The organism is Lentzea sp. NPDC006480 (assembly GCF_040611995.1).
Lineage (GTDB): Bacteria > Actinomycetota > Actinomycetes > Mycobacteriales > Pseudonocardiaceae > Lentzea.
On record NZ_JBEXPJ010000052.1, the window covers coordinates 1 to 18,315 of the forward strand.

Sequence of the window (18,315 nt, forward strand, 5' to 3'; positions counted from 1 at the left end):
GCGAGCATCCCTCCACTCACCCCACACCCGGGGAGCTTCCGTCCCGTCCCACCACACGCGGGGAGCTTCCGTCCCATCCCGCCACACGCGGGGAGCTTCCGTCCCATCCCACCACACGCGGGGAGCTTCCGTCCTGTCCCGATGCACGCGGCGTCCCCGCGTGCGTCGGGTGACGCGGGGCTCGCATTCCCCAGGAGGAGCGGCTGGACCCACGTTCGGGCGGATTGGCCTGACCGCCTAGGCTGACCGGTCGTGAGCTCGAATCCCCAGCCTGCGGTGGAAGTGTCGGGGCTGGTCAAGAGGTACGGCTCGAAGACCGCCGTTGACGGCCTCGACCTCGTTCAGGAAGCCGGCACCGTTCTCGCCCTGCTCGGGCCCAACGGTGCGGGCAAGACGACGACCGTCGAGATCTGCGAGGGTTTCCGCTCGGCCGACGACGGCACGGTGCGCGTGCTCGGGCTCGCGCCGGGCGACGAGGCGCTCAGGCCCCGCATCGGCGTGATGCCGCAGGGTGGTGGCGGGTATCCCGGCATCCGCGCGCTGGAGATGCTGAACCTCGTGGCGGCCTGCGCGAAAAACCCGCTCGATCCCCAGTGGCTGATCGAGATCCTCGGGCTCACCAACGCGACGAAAACGCCCTACAAACGACTCTCCGGCGGGCAGCAGCAGCGGTTGTCGCTGGCGTGCGCCTTGATCGGACGGCCGGAGCTGGTGTTCCTGGACGAGCCGACCGCGGGCATGGACCCGCAGGCCCGCCGTCTGGTCTGGGACCTCGTGCACGCCCTCAAAGACGACGGCGTGTCCGTGTTGCTGACCACGCACCTCATGGACGAGGCCGAAGCGCTCGCGGACAACGTCGTGATCATCGACGAGGGCAGGATCGTGGCGCAGGGCTCGCCGGCCGAGCTGACCGCGAACCGCGCGGACGACCAGCAGCTGCGGTTCCGGGCGCGGCCTGGGCTCGACACCAGCCTGCTGTCCGCCGCGCTGCCCGAGAAGCTCAAGGTGCGCGAGGCGGCGCGGGGGCAGTACGTCGTGGAGGGGCTGATCGACCCACAGGTCGTGTCGACCGTCACGTCGTGGTGCGCGCAGCAGGGGGTGCTGGCCGAGGAGCTGACCGTGGCCAAGCGCAGCCTCGAAGACGTTTTCCTGGAACTGACCGGCAGGGAGCTGCGTTCGTGACCACCTTCGCTCCCGGCACGTTCAAGCCCGCGCCCGGCCGCGGGTCGTTGCCGAAGATGCTCCTGACGCACGCGCGCACCGAGGCGATGCTGACGTTGCGCAACGGCGAGCAGATCCTGCTGACGGTGATCATCCCGCTGGCACTGCTCATCGCGCTCAGCCTGATGTCGGTCATCCCCATGCCGGAACCGAGGATCGGTTCGGCCACCGCACGGATCTTCGCGCTGGCGATCATTTCGAGCGCCTTCACCGGACAGGCCATCGCGCTCGGCTTCGACCGGCGTTACGGCGTGCTCAAAAGGCTTGCGGCCTCGGCACTCCCCCGCTGGCTGCTGGTGGCCGGACGGGTCTGCGGCGCACTGGTCGTGGCCGCGATCCAGGTCGCGATGCTGGCCATCACCGCGTTGATCCTGGGCTGGCGCTTCCCGCTCGCAGGCCTGCCGTGGGTCGTCGTGCTGGTCGTCCTCGGCACGCTGACGTTCGGCGCGCTGGGCGTGCTGCTCGGCGGGGCGCTCAAAGCAGAGGTCGTGCTGGCACTGGCGAACATCATCTGGTTCGTGCTGCTGATGGTCGGCGGCGTGGCACTGAGTGTCCCGGTCGGGTTCGTGCACCTGCTGCCGTCCGCAGCACTGGCCCAGGCGCTGGAAACCGCTGTGGTGCAGGGCACCGCGCCCTCCCCTGGCACGGTCGCGGTACTCGTGGCCTGGGGCGTTGTCGCCGGAGCACTGGCCACCCGGACGACGAAGCTGACCTGACCCGGCCTACCATCAGTCCGTGTCCCGATTGACCGCCTTCATCGTTCCGTTGCAACGCGCCCTTGCGATTGCCGCCATCATCGCGCAGGGCGGTATCGCGGTCACCGGGTCGATCGTGCGCGTCACCGGCTCCGGGCTCGGCTGCCCGACGTGGCCGGAGTGCGTCGAGGGCAGCATCGTTCCCGTCGAACACCCGGACGTCGCCGCGCTGCACCAGTGGGTCGAGTTCGGCAACCGGACGCTGTTCGGTGTCATCGGCATCATCACGGGCCTCTGCCTCATCGCCGCGTGGCTGAACAAGCCGCGCCGCAAGCGCGTCCTCTGGCTCGCCGCCGCCCAGGTCGGCGGTGTGCTCGCGCAGGCCGTGATCGGCGGTGCGACCGTCCGCCTCGGACTGGTGTGGTGGAGCGTGTCCGTCCACTTCATGGTCTCGATGGTGCTGGTGTGGTTCGCCGTGCTGCTGCTGCGGTCGCTGAGCGAGGGCGACGGACCGGCGCGCTGGCTCGTTCCCGTTGGGGCGCGCGGACTTCAGGTCGTCATGGCGGTCGTGATGTACCTGCTGCTGATCGCGGGCACGTTCGTCACCGCGGCCGGCCCGCACGCGGGTGACTCGGCGACGCCGCGGCTCGGCATCAAGGTGGCGACGCTCGCGCAGCTGCACGCCGATCTGCTGTTCCTGTTCCTGGGCATGCTGATCGCGATGGGCTTCTTCGTCCGCAACCGCGCCTACTGGACGCTCGTCGGCGTGGTCGTCGCCCAGGGCGCGCTCGGCATGGTCCAGTACTTCACCGGCGTGCCCGAGGTGCTCGTGTCGCTGCACGTGCTCGGTGCAGGTGCGGTTGTCGTTGCCACGGCGACGCTGTGGACTTCGAGCCGCGAACGGACCGTCGAGGTCGCCGTTCCCACCGAGGATCAGGCGCTCAGCAAGGCCTGAGCGTCCTGCTGCGAGTTGTGCCCGGCCCAGTTGGCGGGCGTCGAGTCGTAGTTCGCGTCCGTGATGGTCCGGTCGGCGCCTGCGTCGAGCAGGATCTGGATTACGGACAAGTGGCCGCGTTCGGCCGCGAGGTGCAGCGCGGTCACGCCCTCGCCGTGCATCGGACCGCCGAAACCCGTGCGCTGGTTGGGATTCGCGCCCAGGTCGAGCAACGTGCGGGTGGCGTTCTCCAGGCCGCACCACGCCGCCCACGCCAGCGCCGTGCCGCGGTAGACGTCCGCGTCGATCCGCGCGCCTCGCTTCAGGAGATCACCGAACACCTCGACCCGGTCGTTGCGCGCGGCCCACGACAACGCTTCGTCGAGCACTTCCTGCGGGTCGGCAGTCGGCCACCAGCGCGGGAAACCGCTGTGCGGGCGATAAAATCCGCGCTTCGCCTCTGGTTCGGCCGCTAAATCCAGATTGCCGAGACCAGCGGCGACCCGCAGGTTCGGCGGATCCACCCCCAGCAACTCGGCGACTTCCCTGTTGCCCCAGAACAACGCGACGGTCAACGGGGTACCGCCCTCGCCACGGGCTTCGAGGTCGGTGCGAGCGCCCGCGGCGAGCAGGATCCGCGCCATGTGCGGGAGGTTCGAGCAGCCGGCCTGGTGCAGCGCGGTCCAGCCGTGCACGTTCTGGTGGTTGACGTCCGCGCCGTCCTCCAGCAGCACCTGCACGAACCGCTCGTCGCAGGTGGCGGACGCGAGGCCGAGCAGGTCGTTCCCGTTGGTACCGCTGGCTTTCACGAGCCACGGGTCCCGCATCAGGATCGCCTTGAGCTCACCGAGGTTGCGCGTCTCGATCGCCTGGAACGCCCGCGCGAACGGCCTCGGCCTGCGGATGTTGGCCTGCAGCGCCTTCCAGTCCTCGCACCCGTGCGCGCGGGCGAGGACGTCGTGCGCACCCTCGTCCGTCAGCGGTTCGCCGTCGAAGACCTCCAGCGCACCGGGTGTCCCGTCCCACGCGGAGGCGAGCAGACCGCGCGCACGCTCCTCGTAGTACTCGATGTCATCGCGAAACGGGTGCCACATGGCACCACGCTACTTGGGCGAGGCAGGCCTGCGCTCCCACAAAGCGGGCAGTTCCGCTGAGAGCCAACCGTAGAGGTGGTCGACGGTCTTGAGCCGCATCGCGCGCTCCGGATCGCCGCTGAGCAGCCGCATGCCGTCGTCGGTCAGCGTCTGGACGCTCGCGATCGCGGTGAGCTTGCGCTGGATGAAGTCCGTCCAGGCCTTCTCGTTGATCCGGTACTCGGCGGCTTGCCGGCCGCGGCGGGTCCGCTTGGTCACCAGGCCGACGTTGACCAGGTACTTCAGGTTGGTGCTGATCGAGCCGCTGCTGGCCTCCAGCTCCTGCGACAGCTCGGCGGCCGTGCGCTCGACCGGCTGGCAGATCAGCAGATAGCCGAGGATGCGGCCGCCGATCAGCGGAATGCCCTCCTCTGCGAAGTGGGCCGCGAACCGCTCGATCCAGGCAGACAGCCGGGTTTCCCGTCCGACGCTCATGCTGTGCTCATCTCCGGGTGATCCCTTTCGGTCGACACTGAAATCATCGTAGCGATCTTGTCAACGATTTTCTTGTCATTCAGAGTCAATGAGTTGACACTTGGTCCGCCGCCGCCCGAACTGAAGGGCTGGGTGTGCGGTGCGCGTTCTCAGATCCGTGGTCGCCCTGGTGTTGGTCGCAGGCCTCGCGCCGGCGACCGCGCAGGCGGCCGTCTCGCAATACGAGGCAGAGTCGGCGGTGATCTCGCAGGGCGTGGTGGAGTCGAACCACGCCGGCTTCACCGGGTCAGGTTTCGTCAACTATGACAACGCGGTCGGCTCGTACGTCGAGTTCACGGTGACGTCAGACGGCCCGGTGACCTTCCGGTACGCGAACGGCACGTCGGTGGACCGGCCGCTGGCCATCTCGGTCGACGGCGGTCCCGCGACCACGGTGTCGTTCCCCGGCACCGGAGCCTGGACCACGTGGCGCACGCAGCAGGTGTCGCTGACCCTGCCCGCGGGCGGGGCGAAGGTCCGGGCCACGGCGACCACTGCGAACGGCGGGCCGAACCTCGACTCGCTGACCGTCGGATCGAGCGGGTTCGACTGGTCGGTGGCGGTGGTCGAGTCGACGATGGCGGCCAAGACGCCCGCACAACTGGGCGGCTGGGGGTATCAGACCGGGCTGTACCTGTACGGGCAGTACCTGGTGTACCAGCGCACGCACGATCCCCGGTACCTCGCGTACATCAAGGCCTGGGTCGACCGGTTCGTGGACTCCTCGGGAACCATCTCGCAGAGCTTCAACAACCTCGACAGCATGCTTTCGGGGCGGCTGCTGGTGATCCTGCACCACGAGACCGGTCAGGCCCGCTACGAGAAGGCGGCGCGCAAGATCAGGACCCGGCTGAACACGTATCCGCGCACGTCCGACGGCGGGTTCTGGCACTCGACGTCCGAGTCGCGGCACAACCAGCTGTGGGCGGACGGGGTGTTCATGCTGAACCCGTTCCTCGCCGAGTTCGGCGCGGAGTTCGGGGATTCCGCTTACGCCAACGAGGAAGCCGCGAAGCAGATCAACGTCTACGCGTCGCACCTGCAGCAGCCCAACGGGATTCTCAAGCACGCCTGGGACGAGTCCAAGTCGCAGCCGTGGGCCGACAAGACCACGGGCCTGGCGCCGGAGTACTGGTGCCGCGCCATGGGCTGGTGGGGCATGGCGTCGATCGACGTGCTGGAGAAGCTGCCCGCGAACCACCCGCGGCGAGCTCAGATGATCACCGACCTGCGCGAGTACGCGGCGGGCGTGCGCTCCTACCAGGACGCTGCCACCGGACGCTGGTTCCAGGTGGTGGACAAGGGATCCCGCTCCGACAACTGGACCGAGACGTCCTGCTCGATGATGTTCACCTACGTCTTCTCGAAGGGTGTCGAGCGCGGCTACCTCGACCCGTCGTTCAAGGACGCGGCGGCTCGCGGTTATGCGGGCGTGCTGGCGAAGACGTCCGTGAACTCCTCCGGCCGCACGGAGATCCGTGACATCTCCATCGGCACGAACGTGGGCGACTACGCCTACTACATCGCACGTGACCGGGCCACCAACGACTTCCACGGCCTCGGCGCGTTCCTGATCATGAACGAACAGCTGCGGAAGGTTGGCTGAATCATGCTTGCCAAGAACGTGCGCAGAGCGTTGTTAGCAGCGGTCCTCGTCGTCGGCCTGATGCCGTCCGCGCCGGCGATGGCGTTGGAGAACGGCCTGGCGCGCACTCCCCCGATGGGCTTCAACAACTGGAACTCCACCGGCTGCCGGGCGGACTTCAACGAGGCCATGGTGAAGGGCATCGCGGACATCTTCGTCTCGCGCGGCCTGAAGGACGCGGGCTACCAGTACGTGAACCTGGACGACTGCTGGGCCAAGACGTCCCGCGACTCGTCCGGCAACCTCGTGCCCGACCCGGTGCGCTTCCCCAACGGCATCAAGGCCCTCGCGGACTACATCCACTCCAAGGGTCTGAAGATCGGCATCTACACCTCCGCGGGCACCAAGACGTGCAACACGGCGGGCTTCCCCGGCGGCCTCGGCCACGAGCAGCAGGACGCGAACCTGTTCGCCTCGTGGGGAATCGACTACCTCAAGTACGACAACTGCAACAACCAGGGCGTCGACGCGCAGCAGCGCTACAAGGCGATGCGCGACGCATTGGCACGCACCGGCCGTCCGATCGTGTACTCGATCTGCGAGTGGGGCCGCACCGACCCGAAGGTGTGGACGTGGGGCGAGCCGGTCGGAAACCTGTGGCGCACCACCGGTGACATCTCCGACAACTGGGGGTCGATGATCGGCAAGGCGCAGGCGAACCGGGTACTGGCCCAGTACGCCGGGCCTGGCCACTGGAACGACCCGGACATGCTGGAGGTCGGCAACGGCGGCATGACCGCGACCGAGTACCGCACGCACTTCTCGCTGTGGGCGATCATGGCGGCCCCGTTGCTGATCGGCTCGGACCTGCGCAAGGTCAACGCCGACACGTTCACGATCCTGGAGAACCGGGACGTGATCGCGGTGGACCAGGATCCGCTGGGACGTCAGGGAACCGTGGTGTCGTCGTCTTCGGGCAAGGTCGTCTACTCCAAGGTGCTGGAGAACGGTGACCGCGCCGTCGCCCTGTCCAACGAGACGACGTCGACTGCCACGATCTCGACCACCGCGGCGGCGATCGGGCTCGGCGGCGGCGCGTCGTACACGCTGAAGGACCTGTGGTCGAAGCAGGTGCGGACGGTGTCGAGCACCATCAGCGCGTCGGTTCCGGCGCACGGGACCGTGCTGTACCGGGTGACGCGCAGCGGGTCGATGACGCGGTACGAGGCGGAGTCCGCGCAGATCTCCGCCGGTGTGGTCGAGTCGAACCACGCCGGGTTCTCCGGGACCGGCTTCGTCAACACCGACAACGCCGTCGGGCCCTACGTCGAGTGGACGATCAACTCGGCGGCCGGTGGCGCGGCGACGCTGTCGTTCGGCTACGCCAACGGGACCACGGTGTCGCGGCCGCTGGACGTGTCGGTGAACGGGGTGCTGGCGCGCGACGAGCTCGCGTTCGGCGGCACGGGTGCCTGGACCACCTACCTGGCGGTGCAGCTGCCGGTGACGTTGCAGCCCGGTGAGAACAAGATCCGGGTGACGGCGACCACCGCGAACGGTGCGCCGAACCTCGACTACCTCGACGTCGGGTAGCCGGGACCCCTGGCAATGACGAACGGCGCATCTGTCGACCTGAGGTGGACAAATGCGCCGTTCATCCGGAATCAGCAGACAGGCGCGAGCGGCGTCGTCTCGTCCGGGCCGGGGCGGCGGCGCCACCGGTCCAGCTTGGCGTGTTCCGCCAGCGAGATCAGCGTCTCGCGGACCGACAGCCGCACCCGAGGGTCGCAGTTCACCACGGGGACCCTGGGGTCGATGCCCATCCCGTGGATGATCGCCTTCACGTCCGACCGCACCGACGCGTGCACGTTGTTCAGCGCCAGCACGTACGGGATCCGGTGGTCCTCGAAGTACCGCATCGCGTCCACGGAGTCCGCCGGACGCATCACGTCGAACAGCACGACCGCACCGACGGCGCCGCGCACCACGTCGTTCCAGCCCGCGCGCGGGTCCTGCCACTGCGGGGCGACGAACAGGTGCAGCGCCAGCCCGGGATCGAGCCACACGCGGCCGAACTGTATGCGCACCAGCTCGGTGACCAAGCCCGCGCGCTCCGGTGGGAGCGCTGTCATGGTCAGCAGATCGTTCTCCACGATGGACCTGATGAAGGTGCTCTTGCCGACGCCGAAGCCACCGGCGACCACAACCTTGGCCGAAGTCAGCTCCCGTCCAGGCGGCCCGGGGGGCCCGAAGTCGGGAAATCTAGAGCCGACGTAGTCCACTAAGCACTCTCTCCATCAACCCGAGGTCCGGCGTGTCACCGCCCGCGGAAGCGGTCAGGTGCACGTCCACCAGACCTCGTTCCGCCATGTCGCCGAGCAACACCTTCACGACTCCGAGTGGGAGGCGCATCAGTGCGGCCACCTCCGCGACGGATCGCGGGGAGTGGCACAGCTCGACAACGCGTTGGTGCTCAGCCTGCAAGATACCCGCAGACTGCCGACTCTGATCATTGGCGGAGACAAGTGTCTCGATCTCGAGGTCGATGTTCGACCGTGTGCGCCCACCCGTCCAGGCATATGCACGAACGATCGACGCGTCCTGAGCCTCCGCGCCGGGAGGTTCGGAGGCGGGCGACTCTTCTTGCGGTGCAACGGGAGTCGCTTCCCGCGCGGGCACCGCGGACGACGTGCGCGATCGCTTGCGACCCGAGTCCAGGGAGAACCCGTTCATCAGGTCGGCGAACGTCTGCTCGGCGGGCGACTCAGCCCGCCTGCGTCGCCGGTGCGCGTCAGCGGCCGAACTCATGATCACCTCACGCTGTGCAGCTGCGCTCGCAGTTCGGGGGTGAGGATCTGACCCACCTGGTCGACCACCACGGTCATCTCGTAGGCCACTTGGCCGACGTCGCTGTCGGGCGCGGCGAGAACCGCCAGACAGGACCCGTCTCGAATGGACATGAGAAGCATGATCCCGTAGTCCATCTCGATCACGGTGCGCAACACTCCGCCACCTTCGAAGCAACGTGAGGCGCTCAGCGTGAGCGCCGTGACGCCCGAGGCGATGGCGGCCAGCTGCTCGGCGCGGTCCGGCGGCAGCCCTGTCGACTTGGTGAGCAGCAGACCGTCCACCGAGATCACGATCGCGTGCGCGACCCCGGCCACGCGGTCGACGAAGTTCGTGATGAGCCAGCCGAACTGGTCCACCTGGCGCGACTGAGGCGTGCTCATGCCTTTTCCCCGTTCCCCTGGCCGTTCGCCTGGCCGTTTCCGTTCCCGTTGCTGCCCAGCGGCATCTGGCGGATGCCGGTCTGGTAGCTGGCGAGGAAGCCTCGTGCTCGCTCCGGATCGCGCCTCGGCCTGGCCGCCGGGCGCGTGCCGTTCTCGGGACGTTCCGCGAGGTCGGGGAGCAGATTCTTGCGCGGAGCCCGCTTCGGCAACCCGGCATCGGTCTCGCCGGCGTCCGTCGCCGGGTCTCCCGACTGTTCCCAGACGCCGCCGGCGGGCTTCTTGCCGAACCAGGTGGCCGCTACCGTGGGTGACGGTCCAGGTCCCGGCGTTGCCGACGAATGATCACTGTTGACCGGTTCGCCGGAGATGTTCTCCGGGGCGCCGCTGCCGGCGAACCAAGAAGAAGTCGTCTCAACTGGAGTGGGCCGCGTCTCACTTGGCGACCCGTTGACCCCGTTGGCCGTGGTCCGCGGTTGCCGCTGGGGCAGCGGGGGTTCCTCGATCGCGGCGCCGCGGAACGACGTCCACTCGGCCGACTCGCGCGGGTGCTCGATCGCCGGAGCCGGAGCGGGCGGCGGGGCCAGGTTCGGGGTCTTGACGACGACGTGCGGCTGCTTGGCGGCCTGCTGTTTTGCGGCCTGCTGTTTTGCGGACAGCGCGGGCTTCGGCTGGGGCAGCGCGGCGTGGCGCGGCTGGGCCGGCGTCTCGGGTTCCGACTGCGAGCGCACGAGCTCCGACGGCACGAGGACGAACGCGCGCAGGCCCTCCCTGCCCTCCCCCGCCCCGCGCAGCCGGACGGTGACGCCGTGGCGGGCCGCGAGACGACCGACGACGAACAGACCCATCTGGCGCGAGACCGGCACGTCGTCCTCGGTACCGGACGACAGCCGCTCGTTCGCCTCGGTGAGCTCGGCGGGACCCATGCCGATGCCCTGGTCCGCGACCTCGACGAGCACCGAGCCCTGCTGGTCGATCCGCGAGCCGATCATGACCTGCGTGGTGGGCGCGGAGAACGCGGTGGCGTTGTCCAGCAGCTCAGCGACGAGGCGCACGAGGTCGCTGGCCGCGTAGCCGACGATCTCGACCGACGGCGTCGACTTCACCACGACCCGTTGGTAGTGCTCGATCTCCGACGCGGCCGCGCGCAGCACGTCCGCCAGCGGCACCGGCTGGTGGAAGCGGCGGGCGACGTCGGTGCCGGAGAGCACCATCAGGTTCTCGTTGTTGCGGCGCATGCGCGTCGCGAGGTGGTCGAGCTTGAAGAGGTTGGCGAGCTGCTCGGGGTTCTCCTCGTGGCGCTCCAGCTCCTCCATGAGCTTGAGCTGGCGCTCGACGAGGCCCTGCGAGCGGCGCGACAGGTTGACGAAGATGTTCTTCATGCCCGACCGCAGCGACGACTGCTCGACCGCGGACCGGATGGCCTGCTCGTGCACGGCGTCGAACGCGCGCGCCAGCTGACCGAACTCCTCGACGGTGTGCACGGGCACCGGTTCGATCTCGGTGTCCGGCTTGCGGTCGGCGCGGATCGCGGCGACGACCTCGGGGAGGTGGTGGTGCGCCACGTCGAGGGCGGAGCGCCGCAGCTCGGACAGCGAGCGCAGCAGGTAGCGGCCGATGACGAAGCCGAGCGTGCCGGCGATGATCAGCATCGCCAGCAGGATCACCGCGGCGGCGCCGGCCTTGTTGGACGTGTCGTCCTGCAGCGCGGCCGCCGAGTTCGCGAGCCCGTCCTGCAGGCCCCGGATGACCTCGTCCATCAGCCGCAGGGTGGTGCCGGAGGCCTTGTTCCACTCGTCGACGGCGATGCCGAACGACGGCGGCGGCTTCGGCTGGCCGGGACGCGTCGTCGCCTGGACGCCGTCGGGCTGGGTGAGCGCGCGTTCGGTCAGCACGGTCCGGCTCGCGACCGCGGCGCCGGTGACGGTCTGCTCGTAGTTGCGGCGCTGCTCGGTCGTGCCGATGGCCTGGAAGTCGTTGATGCGGTCCTGCAGCCGGATGTCGGACTGTTCGAGGGCGCGGGTCTCCGCGCCGAGCAGCTTGCCCCGGCCGATCCCGGCTAACACGATCGCGTGCTGCTGCGAGATCTGCTCCTGCGCGATGACCATGTTGTGCAGCGCGAGCGCGGTGCCGGAGATGCCCTGGTCGCTGAGCTGGCTGATGAGCGACTGCTCGAAGTCCAGCAGGGACTTCACGACCGTGGTGTAGCCGATGGTGCCGCCGTTGGGGTCACCGCCGTCGCCGCCCTGCGTGACCTTCTCCCGCAGGCTCTTCAACGTCTCCAGCTGGCTGCCCAGCTCGGTGAAGCGGTTGTGCGAGACCTCGCTCAGCCCGGCGGTGCGGTCGACGCGGCGGCGCACGGTCGCGGCGGCGTTGTCGGTGGCGCTGATCTGGTTCTGGTAGGCGCCCACACCGGATCCGGACGTCGCGCTCTGAGCGGCGAGCGTGCGTTCCTGCTGGACGCTGGAGATCAAAGGCGCGAGATCCGCCCGCAGGCGCACCAGGCCCTGCATCTGCACGTAGTTGTTCGACCGGTCGACGTAACCGGAGATCTGCAACGCGCCCGCGCCGATCGCCACGGCGACGGGCACCAACAGCACGACGCCGAGCTTGACCGGCAGGCGCCAGTTGCGCCAGTCGCTGATCTTTCTCCACTCGACATTCACGAAATGATCCCCAAGGCGCGCTCGAAGTGCCCCACTATCGGCTACCTCCTGGCCTGGTGAATCCCCGCGAGTCGAGACACCCGCAGCTCGATATCGAGATCAGCCGTATCGGGTGTTAGCGGATAGTAGGCCAGAGAGCGTGACGCGACAACGACCTGGGGCGTGTACGATCCGTCACTCCGCGTGACAGCCCACCTCATGGGGTGGTCCTGCGGGTTCAGGGGATTGACTCGCCGCCACGCGTGGTTACGCTGGCGCCCTCCACCCCTGGTCCGGTTGCAGCCTGTACTCAAGTGCTCACCGGGTACTCCCCGTAACGAATGCGAGCGGTTGATGACGAAGGCGCTGCCCTCCGTGTCACGCCCGGCGCAGCCCGGATTCGCGACCTTTGAAGAGCATCATCACTCATTGCTTATCGATGGTGACGGTGAGCCTGATTTCGGTGCCATCCAAACGAGTGAGGATTTCCTCGCCCTGAAGCGGCGAGTGACGCGATTTATTCTCCCCGCAACGGTGCTGTTCCTCGCTTGGTACGTCACGTTCGTATTGCTTTCCGCCTACGCCGCCGACTTCATGAGCACGCCTCTGTTCGGAACGGTGAACGTCGGGCTGACGATGGGATTCCTCCAGTTCGTCACGACCATCATCATCACGATGGCCTACGCCCGTTACTCCAAGAAGAGGCTCGACCCGCAGGTCGAAAAGGTGCGCGCGCTCGTGGAAACCGATGAGGAGCTCGCGTGACCGGGGCGAACACCGCGATCAACCTGTCCGTCTTCGGCATCTTCGTGCTGCTGACGCTCTACATCGTGTACCGCGCGTCGACGCGGAACGTGAGCGCCTCGGACTACTACGCCGCGGGCAGCAGCTTCACCGGCACCCAGAACGGCATCGCACTCTCGGGTGACTTCCTTTCGGCCGCGTCGTTCCTCGGAATCTCCGGCGCGATCGCGGTGAACGGCTACGACGGCTTCATGTACTCGATCGGGTGGGTCGTCGCCTGGCTGATCGGGCTGATGCTCATCTCGGAGCGGCTGCGCAACACGGGCCGCTACACGATGGGCGACGTCATGGCGTTCCGCATGCGCCAGCGCCCGGTCCGCGCGGCCGCCGCGAACGCGACCCTGGTGATCTCGCTCTTCTACATGATCGCGCAGATGGCGGGCGCGGGCGGCCTGATGGCGTTGCTGCTGGACGTCCACAGCTCCGTCGGCCAGGCCATCATCATCGCCGTCGTGGGCATCGTCATGGTGCTCTACGTGCTGGTCGGTGGCATGAAGGGCACCACCTGGGTGCAGATCATCAAGGCCGTCCTGCTGGTCCTGTCGGTCTCGCTGCTGACCATCTTCCTGATCGGCAAGTTCGGCTTCGACTTCTCCGCGATGCTCGACCGCGCGACCCAGAAGTCGCCGCTGGGCGAGGCCGTCCTCTCGCCCGGTGTGAAGTACGGCGCCTCCGGACTGTCGAAGATCGACTTCCTGTCGCTGGCGCTGGCCCTGGTGCTCGGCACCGCCTCGCTGCCGCACGTGCTGATGCGCTTCTACACCGTGCCGAACGCCAAGGAAGCCCGTAAGTCCGTCGTCTGGGCCACCTGGATGATGGCGATCTTCTACTCGTGCACGCTCGTCATCGGCTTCGGCGCGATGGCCCTGGTCGGCACGGACAAGATCACCGGCGCTCCGGGCGGCGAGAACTCGGCCGCACCACTGCTCGCGTTCCAGATCGGCGGCACGGTGCTGCTCGGCATCGTCTGCGCCGTGGCGTTCGCCACGATCCTCGCGGTCGTCGCCGGCCTGACTCTGACGGCGTCCGCCTCGTTCGCGCACGACGTCTACGCCAACGTCATCAAGCACGGCGAGGCCGACCCGCGCGACGAGGTCCGGGTCGCGCGCATCACCGCCGTCTGCGTCGGTGTGCTCGCGATCGTCGGCGGCATCGCGGCCAACGGCCAGAACGTTGCCTTCTTGGTCGCTCTGGCCTTCGCCCTGGCGGCGTCCGCGAACCTGCCGACGCTGCTCTACTCCATGTTCTGGAAGCGCTTCAACACCCGCGGCACCCTGTGGAGCATCTACGGCGGCCTCACGTCGTGCGTCCTGCTCATCGTGTTCTCGCCCGCGATCTCCGGCGCGAAGTCGTCGGTGTTCCCGGACGCCGACTTCGCGTTCTTCCCGTTGTCGAACCCCGGAATCGTGTCGATCCCGCTGTCGTTCCTGGCCGGGTTCCTGGGCACGATCCTGAGCAAGGAACCCGCGGACCCGGCCAAGCAGGCCGAGATGGAGGTCCGCGGGCTCACCGGCATCGGGTCAGGCCTGCGCTAGCAGTTCCTCAACGGCCTTGTTGAACACGTCAACGCGTTCCAGGTTCGGCATGTGGGCGGCACCGTCGACCACCACCAGCGCCGAACCCGGGACGCGTTCGTGCATGTACCGCGCGTCCGACACCGGCGTGAACTCGTCGTCGCTGCCGACCACCACCAGCGTCGGCACGGTGATCGTGCCGAGCAGTTCGGTGTAGTCCGGCCGCTCGGCACGCCCTCGCAACGCCGCCGCCGCGCCTTCCGCCGGAGCGTTGTGCATCATCCGCGAGACGTGGTCGGAGACCGGGCCCGCGTTGTGGCGCGCCACCATCTTCCACAGCACCTCGTCGGCATAGCCGGACATGCCCTCGCGCAGCAGCCGGTCGGCCATGTCGTTGCGGATCACGCGGCCCTGCGGGGACTCCGCCTGGGCGAACGTGTCGGCGAGGATCAGGCCTCGGGTGCGTTCGCCGTACAACCGCTGGAACTCCAGCACGATCTGCCCGCCCATCGACAGGCCGCCGAGCACGAACCGCTCGACGCCGAGGTGGTCCAGCAGCGCGACGACGTCCCCGGCGAACGCCGACAGCGGCGTCACACCAGGGACGACCGTCGATTCACCGTAGCCGCGCAGGTCGGCGGCGATCACGCGCCAGCCGGTGGCGCTGAAGTGCTCCAGCTGCGGCTGCCACATCGTGCGGTCGAACGGGTGGCCGTGCACGAGGACCAGCACGTCGTCGCCGGAGCCTGTGTCGTCGTATCCGATGGTGATGCCGTTGACGGTCGCGGTGCTCATACATCTGACCGTAACGACGCTGAGCCTTACGGGGCAGCGACTTTCCAGCTGATCTTCACACGGCCGGCGTCCACGTCGGCGATCTTGGCGAACCCGGCGCGGTCCATGTTGAGGTCGCCGGACTTCGGGCCCTCGGCCACGTCGACGATCAGCACCTTGAACTTGCCCTTGGGGCCGGTGACCTCGATGGTGACGCCGCAGTTCGGGCTCTTGTCGCCCTTGCCGAACTGGGGGCGGTTCAGGCCCGTCACGAACTGCTTGGGCAGCTTCGGCAGGTGGTCGTTCTTCGGGCAGGCGACGACGTTGAAGTCCGGCTTGTAGTCGTCGGTGAAGGTCGCGAAGCCCTGGTACGTCGTGGTGCCGAGGTTGCCGGAGTACGGGGGCGCGGCGACGCTCGCCAGCACGAGGGCGGCTCCGGTGAGTGCGGACAGCACGGTTCCTCCTGGAAAGTCGGGGAAGCTTGCGGGAAAACGCTTTCCGAAGCTAGCCCCGATTTCCCGGGAGTGGCGTTATCGAGACGCGGTTCGCCGGATTGCCGCACTCAAACGAGATGCGGCGTCTTCACTGGTGTACTTGAAGCCCAGCGTGGGCTCGGTCAGCTCCAGCTCCAGCAGCAACGGCTCACCGTCAGCACCTTCGACCACGTCCACCCGCGCGTAGAGGAAGTCCTTGCGGTCCAACGAGAGCAGCGACGCCGCCTCGTCCAGCACGCGGTCCGCGAGCGAGCGCTGGGCATCGGTCGGCTCGATGCCGCGCAGCTTCTCCTCGACGTAGAGGCCGGACTCCGACTCGGACAGACCCTGCACCAGCATCGGTCCTTTGTGGAACGAGTGGGAGTACTCGCCGGCGAAGAACACCAGCGCGGTCTCGCCGTGAGCGTCCACACTGGACTGGTACGGCTGCACGAGCGCTTTGACACCAAGAGCTTCGAAGTGCGCCTGGGCCTCGGCGTGGCCGGTGAACCGGCCGGCACCGCGAGAACCCGCGCCGATCGCCGGCTTCACCACGAACTCGCCGTCCGGGAACTCCGGCTGCTCCCCCGGTTCGACGACCGAGGTGGGCACGACGGCGAGACCGCGCGCGGCGAGCTCGACCAGGTAGGACTTGTCGGTGTTCCAGCGCACGACCGATACCGGGTTCGCCAGCGCGGGCACGGTTTCGCACCACGCCAGGAAGTCGTCGAGGCGCTCGGTGTAGTCCCAAGTGGCGCGCAGCACCACGAGGTCGGCGTCGACCGGCGATCCCCACGGCTGCCACGCGACGTCCACGCCGTCGCGCCGCAGCGCGGAGATCAGCGCGTCCTCGTCGCCGTCGCCCTCGGGCAGTGCGGCGCAGGACGCGAGGACGACCTTCATGACTGCATCTTGGCCATCTTGCGACGGTGCGCCGGGCCGATCTTGGTGGCCGCGGTGGTCTCGCGGTCCCATTCGGCCTGCTCGACGTTGTCGACCGTCTCAACGGCCTTGGTGGCGGTCTCGACGTCCTTCGCCATCACGTCGCCCATGGCGCCGTCCGCGCCGACCAGCACGATCCGCGCGCCGGAGCGGCCGATCGGCTCCACGACGGCCCTGACCGCGGTGCCCGGCTTGCCGTGGGCCCGCACGAACTCGGCGATGCGCTTCTGAGTGGTTTGATCAGACACCCCCACACTGTAAAACCAGCGAGTAGGTTCGGTCGGGTGACCACCGACACGCTCACGTCGTTCCTCTCGTGGTACTTCGACCACCACCCCGCCCACGCGGCGCAGGTCGGCTCACTCGAGCACTACTCGACGTTCGGGGACTTCACGGCTGCCGCGTTCGAGCAGCGGGCCAGGGACAAGGGCGAGTGGCTCGCGCGGCTGGAGGCGTTGCCGCGGTCGGTGGACCGCGATCTCGCGCTGTCGGTGCTGCGGGGTGCGCTCGCGATGGAGACGTGGCCGTCGTGGCGGCGAGACCCGCACGAGTACTCGGGGATGGTCTTCTTCGGACTGCTCTCGCCGTTCCTGCACCGCCTGCTGCCCGAAGCCGAACTGGTCGCGGCCGCGATCGCGAAGCTGCGCGAGGTGCCGTCGGTGTTCGCGGCCGCCGAAGCGAACCTCGACGCCTCACTGGCGTCGCCGCTCGTCGTGCAGCGGGCGATGGAGCAGGTGCGCACGGGTCGTTCGTTCGTGCTCGACGCGCTGCCGCTGGAGGTTCGAGATCCCGGGCTCCGCGCGCGGCTGATGGAGGCCGCCGGCCCCGCGGCCGAGGCGTTCGACCGGCACGCGGCGTTCCTGGAGGACCTCGGCCTGCGGGCGGGCGGCGACTGGCGGATGGGCGAGAAGCTCTACTCGACGTTGTTGCAGGACAAGGAGTTGCTCGGCTACGGCGCACCCGAGCTGCACCAGCGCGGCCAGGACGCCTACGCGTCGCTGCAGGCCGAGCTGATCGAGCTCGCAGGCTCGCCGGACTGGCGCACGGTCATGAGCTCGCTGCAGGACGACCACCCGCCGACGATGGAGGCGATGCGCGCGGAGTACGAGGCGGAGACTTCCCGCGCCCGTGCGGCTCTGGTCGAGCACTCGCTCGTGACGATGCCGGAGGGCGAGGAGTGCCGCGTGGTGCCGTCGCCGCTGTTCCACCGCGCGATCATGTCCGTGGCGAGCTACCTGGGTCCGCCACCGCTGACGTCACGCCGGGCGGGCTACTTCTTCGTGCCGTTCACGCCTGATGGCGCGTCGGACGAGCAGGTCGCGCACCGCCTGCGCACCAACGCGCGCCCGCAGCTGCCGACGATCTCCGTGCACGAGGCCTACCCCGGCCACCACTGGCACGCGGCGTGGGTGGCGGCGCAGGGTCCGTCGCATCCGCTGCGGAAGGTGTTCCGGACGTCGTACTTCTCCGAGGGCTGGGCGTTGTACTCGGAGAAGCTGCTGCGCTCGGTCGGCTACTACACCACGCGCGCCTCGCTGATGGGTCACGTCGAGGCGCGGCTGTTCCGGGCGGCGCGGATGGTCGTCGACACGGCACTGCACTGCGGCGACATGACGCCTTCGGAAGCCGAGGCGTTCATGGTGGCGCGCACGGCGCTGACCCCGGGAACCGCTGTCGGCGAGGTGAAGCGGTACTGCGCGTGGCCGACGCAGGCGCCGTCGTACCTGACCGGTGCGCTGGAGATCGACCTGATCCGCGACGACTACCTGGCCGCCGGGCTGGGCTCGTTGCGCGACTTCCACGACCGGATCGCGGGCTCGGGCGCGCTGCCGCTCGGACTGGCCCGTCGCGTGGCGCTCGGCGAGGACTGACGGGAGGCTGTCCCAGGGTGTGG

General features: G+C 68.5%; 18 protein-coding genes. 8 read left to right on the forward strand and 10 right to left on the reverse strand.

The features are described from left to right. Positions 1-252: 252 nt before the first annotated feature. The 3 genes from ABZX92_RS21490 to ABZX92_RS21500 are packed head-to-tail and all read left to right on the forward strand — an operon-like array spanning position 253 to position 2,871. Positions 253-1,182 carry an ABC transporter ATP-binding protein gene (locus tag ABZX92_RS21490; RefSeq protein WP_355562008.1) on the forward strand — a complete coding sequence of 310 codons (930 nt, stop codon included), beginning with the start codon at positions 253-255 and terminating at the stop codon, positions 1,180-1,182. A gap of 56 nt (positions 1,183-1,238) precedes the next feature. Next, on the forward strand, positions 1,239-1,937 hold the full coding sequence (locus ABZX92_RS21495; RefSeq protein WP_355562129.1) for an ABC transporter permease: 699 nt from the start codon (positions 1,239-1,241) through the stop codon (positions 1,935-1,937). A gap of 19 nt (positions 1,938-1,956) precedes the next feature. Then, positions 1,957-2,871, forward strand: coding sequence for a COX15/CtaA family protein (locus ABZX92_RS21500; RefSeq protein WP_355562011.1), 915 nt, complete (start codon positions 1,957-1,959; stop codon positions 2,869-2,871). On the opposite strand, the gene ABZX92_RS21505 is transcribed toward ABZX92_RS21500, so the two are convergent. Continuing rightward, a complete protein-coding gene (locus ABZX92_RS21505) occupies positions 2,850-3,944 on the reverse strand; it encodes an ankyrin repeat domain-containing protein (RefSeq protein WP_355562014.1) in 1,095 nt (364 codons plus the stop codon). The two genes, ABZX92_RS21500 and ABZX92_RS21505, sit on opposite strands and share 22 nt — an antisense overlap. 9 nt (positions 3,945-3,953) lie before the next feature. Next, positions 3,954-4,418, reverse strand: coding sequence for a transcriptional regulator (locus ABZX92_RS21510; protein WP_355562017.1), 465 nt, complete (start codon positions 4,416-4,418; stop codon positions 3,954-3,956). A gap of 139 nt (positions 4,419-4,557) precedes the next feature. On the opposite strand from ABZX92_RS21510, the gene ABZX92_RS21515 reads away from it, so the two are divergent. Both ABZX92_RS21515 and ABZX92_RS21520 read left to right on the forward strand, forming a co-directional pair. Beyond that, positions 4,558-6,063, forward strand: a complete 1,506-nt coding sequence (locus ABZX92_RS21515) for a glycoside hydrolase family 88 protein (protein WP_355562020.1) — start codon at positions 4,558-4,560, stop codon at positions 6,061-6,063. Positions 6,064-6,066: 3 nt separating this feature from the next. Continuing rightward, on the forward strand, positions 6,067-7,635 hold the full coding sequence (locus ABZX92_RS21520) for a carbohydrate-binding protein (protein ID WP_355562023.1): 1,569 nt from the start codon (positions 6,067-6,069) through the stop codon (positions 7,633-7,635). Between the two features lie 71 nt (positions 7,636-7,706). Here the strand turns inward: ABZX92_RS21520 and ABZX92_RS21525 are convergent, their stop codons facing one another. The 4 genes from ABZX92_RS21525 to ABZX92_RS21540 are packed head-to-tail and all read right to left on the reverse strand — an operon-like array spanning position 7,707 to position 11,935. After that, positions 7,707-8,246, reverse strand: a complete 540-nt coding sequence (locus ABZX92_RS21525; protein WP_355562026.1) for an ATP-binding protein — start codon at positions 8,244-8,246, stop codon at positions 7,707-7,709. 58 nt (positions 8,247-8,304) lie between these two features. Beyond that, on the reverse strand, positions 8,305-8,850 hold the full coding sequence (locus ABZX92_RS21530) for a DUF742 domain-containing protein (protein ID WP_355562028.1): 546 nt from the start codon (positions 8,848-8,850) through the stop codon (positions 8,305-8,307). A gap of 2 nt (positions 8,851-8,852) precedes the next feature. Beyond that, on the reverse strand, positions 8,853-9,272 hold the full coding sequence (locus tag ABZX92_RS21535; RefSeq protein ID WP_045313784.1) for a roadblock/LC7 domain-containing protein: 420 nt from the start codon (positions 9,270-9,272) through the stop codon (positions 8,853-8,855). Beyond that, on the reverse strand, positions 9,269-11,935 hold the full coding sequence (locus ABZX92_RS21540; RefSeq protein WP_355562031.1) for a nitrate- and nitrite sensing domain-containing protein: 2,667 nt from the start codon (positions 11,933-11,935) through the stop codon (positions 9,269-9,271). Before ABZX92_RS21540 ends, ABZX92_RS21535 begins: the two co-directional genes overlap by 4 nt. A 333-nt stretch (positions 11,936-12,268) precedes the next feature. Here ABZX92_RS21540 and ABZX92_RS21545 point away from each other — a divergent pair, with 333 nt between their 5' ends. Further along, positions 12,269-12,679 carry a DUF485 domain-containing protein gene (locus tag ABZX92_RS21545; RefSeq protein ID WP_355562034.1) on the forward strand — a complete coding sequence of 137 codons (411 nt, stop codon included), beginning with the start codon at positions 12,269-12,271 and terminating at the stop codon, positions 12,677-12,679. After that, positions 12,676-14,253 carry a cation acetate symporter gene (locus tag ABZX92_RS21550; RefSeq protein ID WP_355562037.1) on the forward strand — a complete coding sequence of 526 codons (1,578 nt, stop codon included), beginning with the start codon at positions 12,676-12,678 and terminating at the stop codon, positions 14,251-14,253. Before ABZX92_RS21545 ends, ABZX92_RS21550 begins: the two co-directional genes overlap by 4 nt. Here the strand turns inward: ABZX92_RS21550 and ABZX92_RS21555 are convergent. From ABZX92_RS21555 to ABZX92_RS21570, 4 genes are all read right to left on the reverse strand, one after another. Continuing rightward, a complete protein-coding gene (locus ABZX92_RS21555) occupies positions 14,239-15,027 on the reverse strand; it encodes an alpha/beta hydrolase (protein ID WP_355562039.1) in 789 nt (262 codons plus the stop codon). The two genes, ABZX92_RS21550 and ABZX92_RS21555, sit on opposite strands and share 15 nt — an antisense overlap. 26 nt (positions 15,028-15,053) lie before the next feature. Then, positions 15,054-15,461, reverse strand: a complete 408-nt coding sequence (locus tag ABZX92_RS21560) for a hypothetical protein (RefSeq protein WP_355562042.1) — start codon at positions 15,459-15,461, stop codon at positions 15,054-15,056. 75 nt (positions 15,462-15,536) lie between these two features. Then, positions 15,537-16,382, reverse strand: coding sequence for a hypothetical protein (locus ABZX92_RS21565; protein ID WP_355562045.1), 846 nt, complete (start codon positions 16,380-16,382; stop codon positions 15,537-15,539). Next, entirely contained in the window at positions 16,379-16,669 is a 291-nt protein-coding gene (locus tag ABZX92_RS21570; RefSeq protein ID WP_355562048.1) for a hypothetical protein, read from the reverse strand. Before ABZX92_RS21570 ends, ABZX92_RS21565 begins: the two co-directional genes overlap by 4 nt. A 36-nt stretch (positions 16,670-16,705) precedes the next feature. On the opposite strand from ABZX92_RS21570, the gene ABZX92_RS21575 reads away from it, so the two are divergent. Continuing rightward, the gene (locus ABZX92_RS21575; protein ID WP_355562050.1) at positions 16,706-18,292 is read left to right on the forward strand and encodes a DUF885 domain-containing protein; all 1,587 of its coding nucleotides are present in this window, start codon (positions 16,706-16,708) and stop codon (positions 18,290-18,292) included. Positions 18,293-18,315 lie beyond the last annotated feature (23 nt).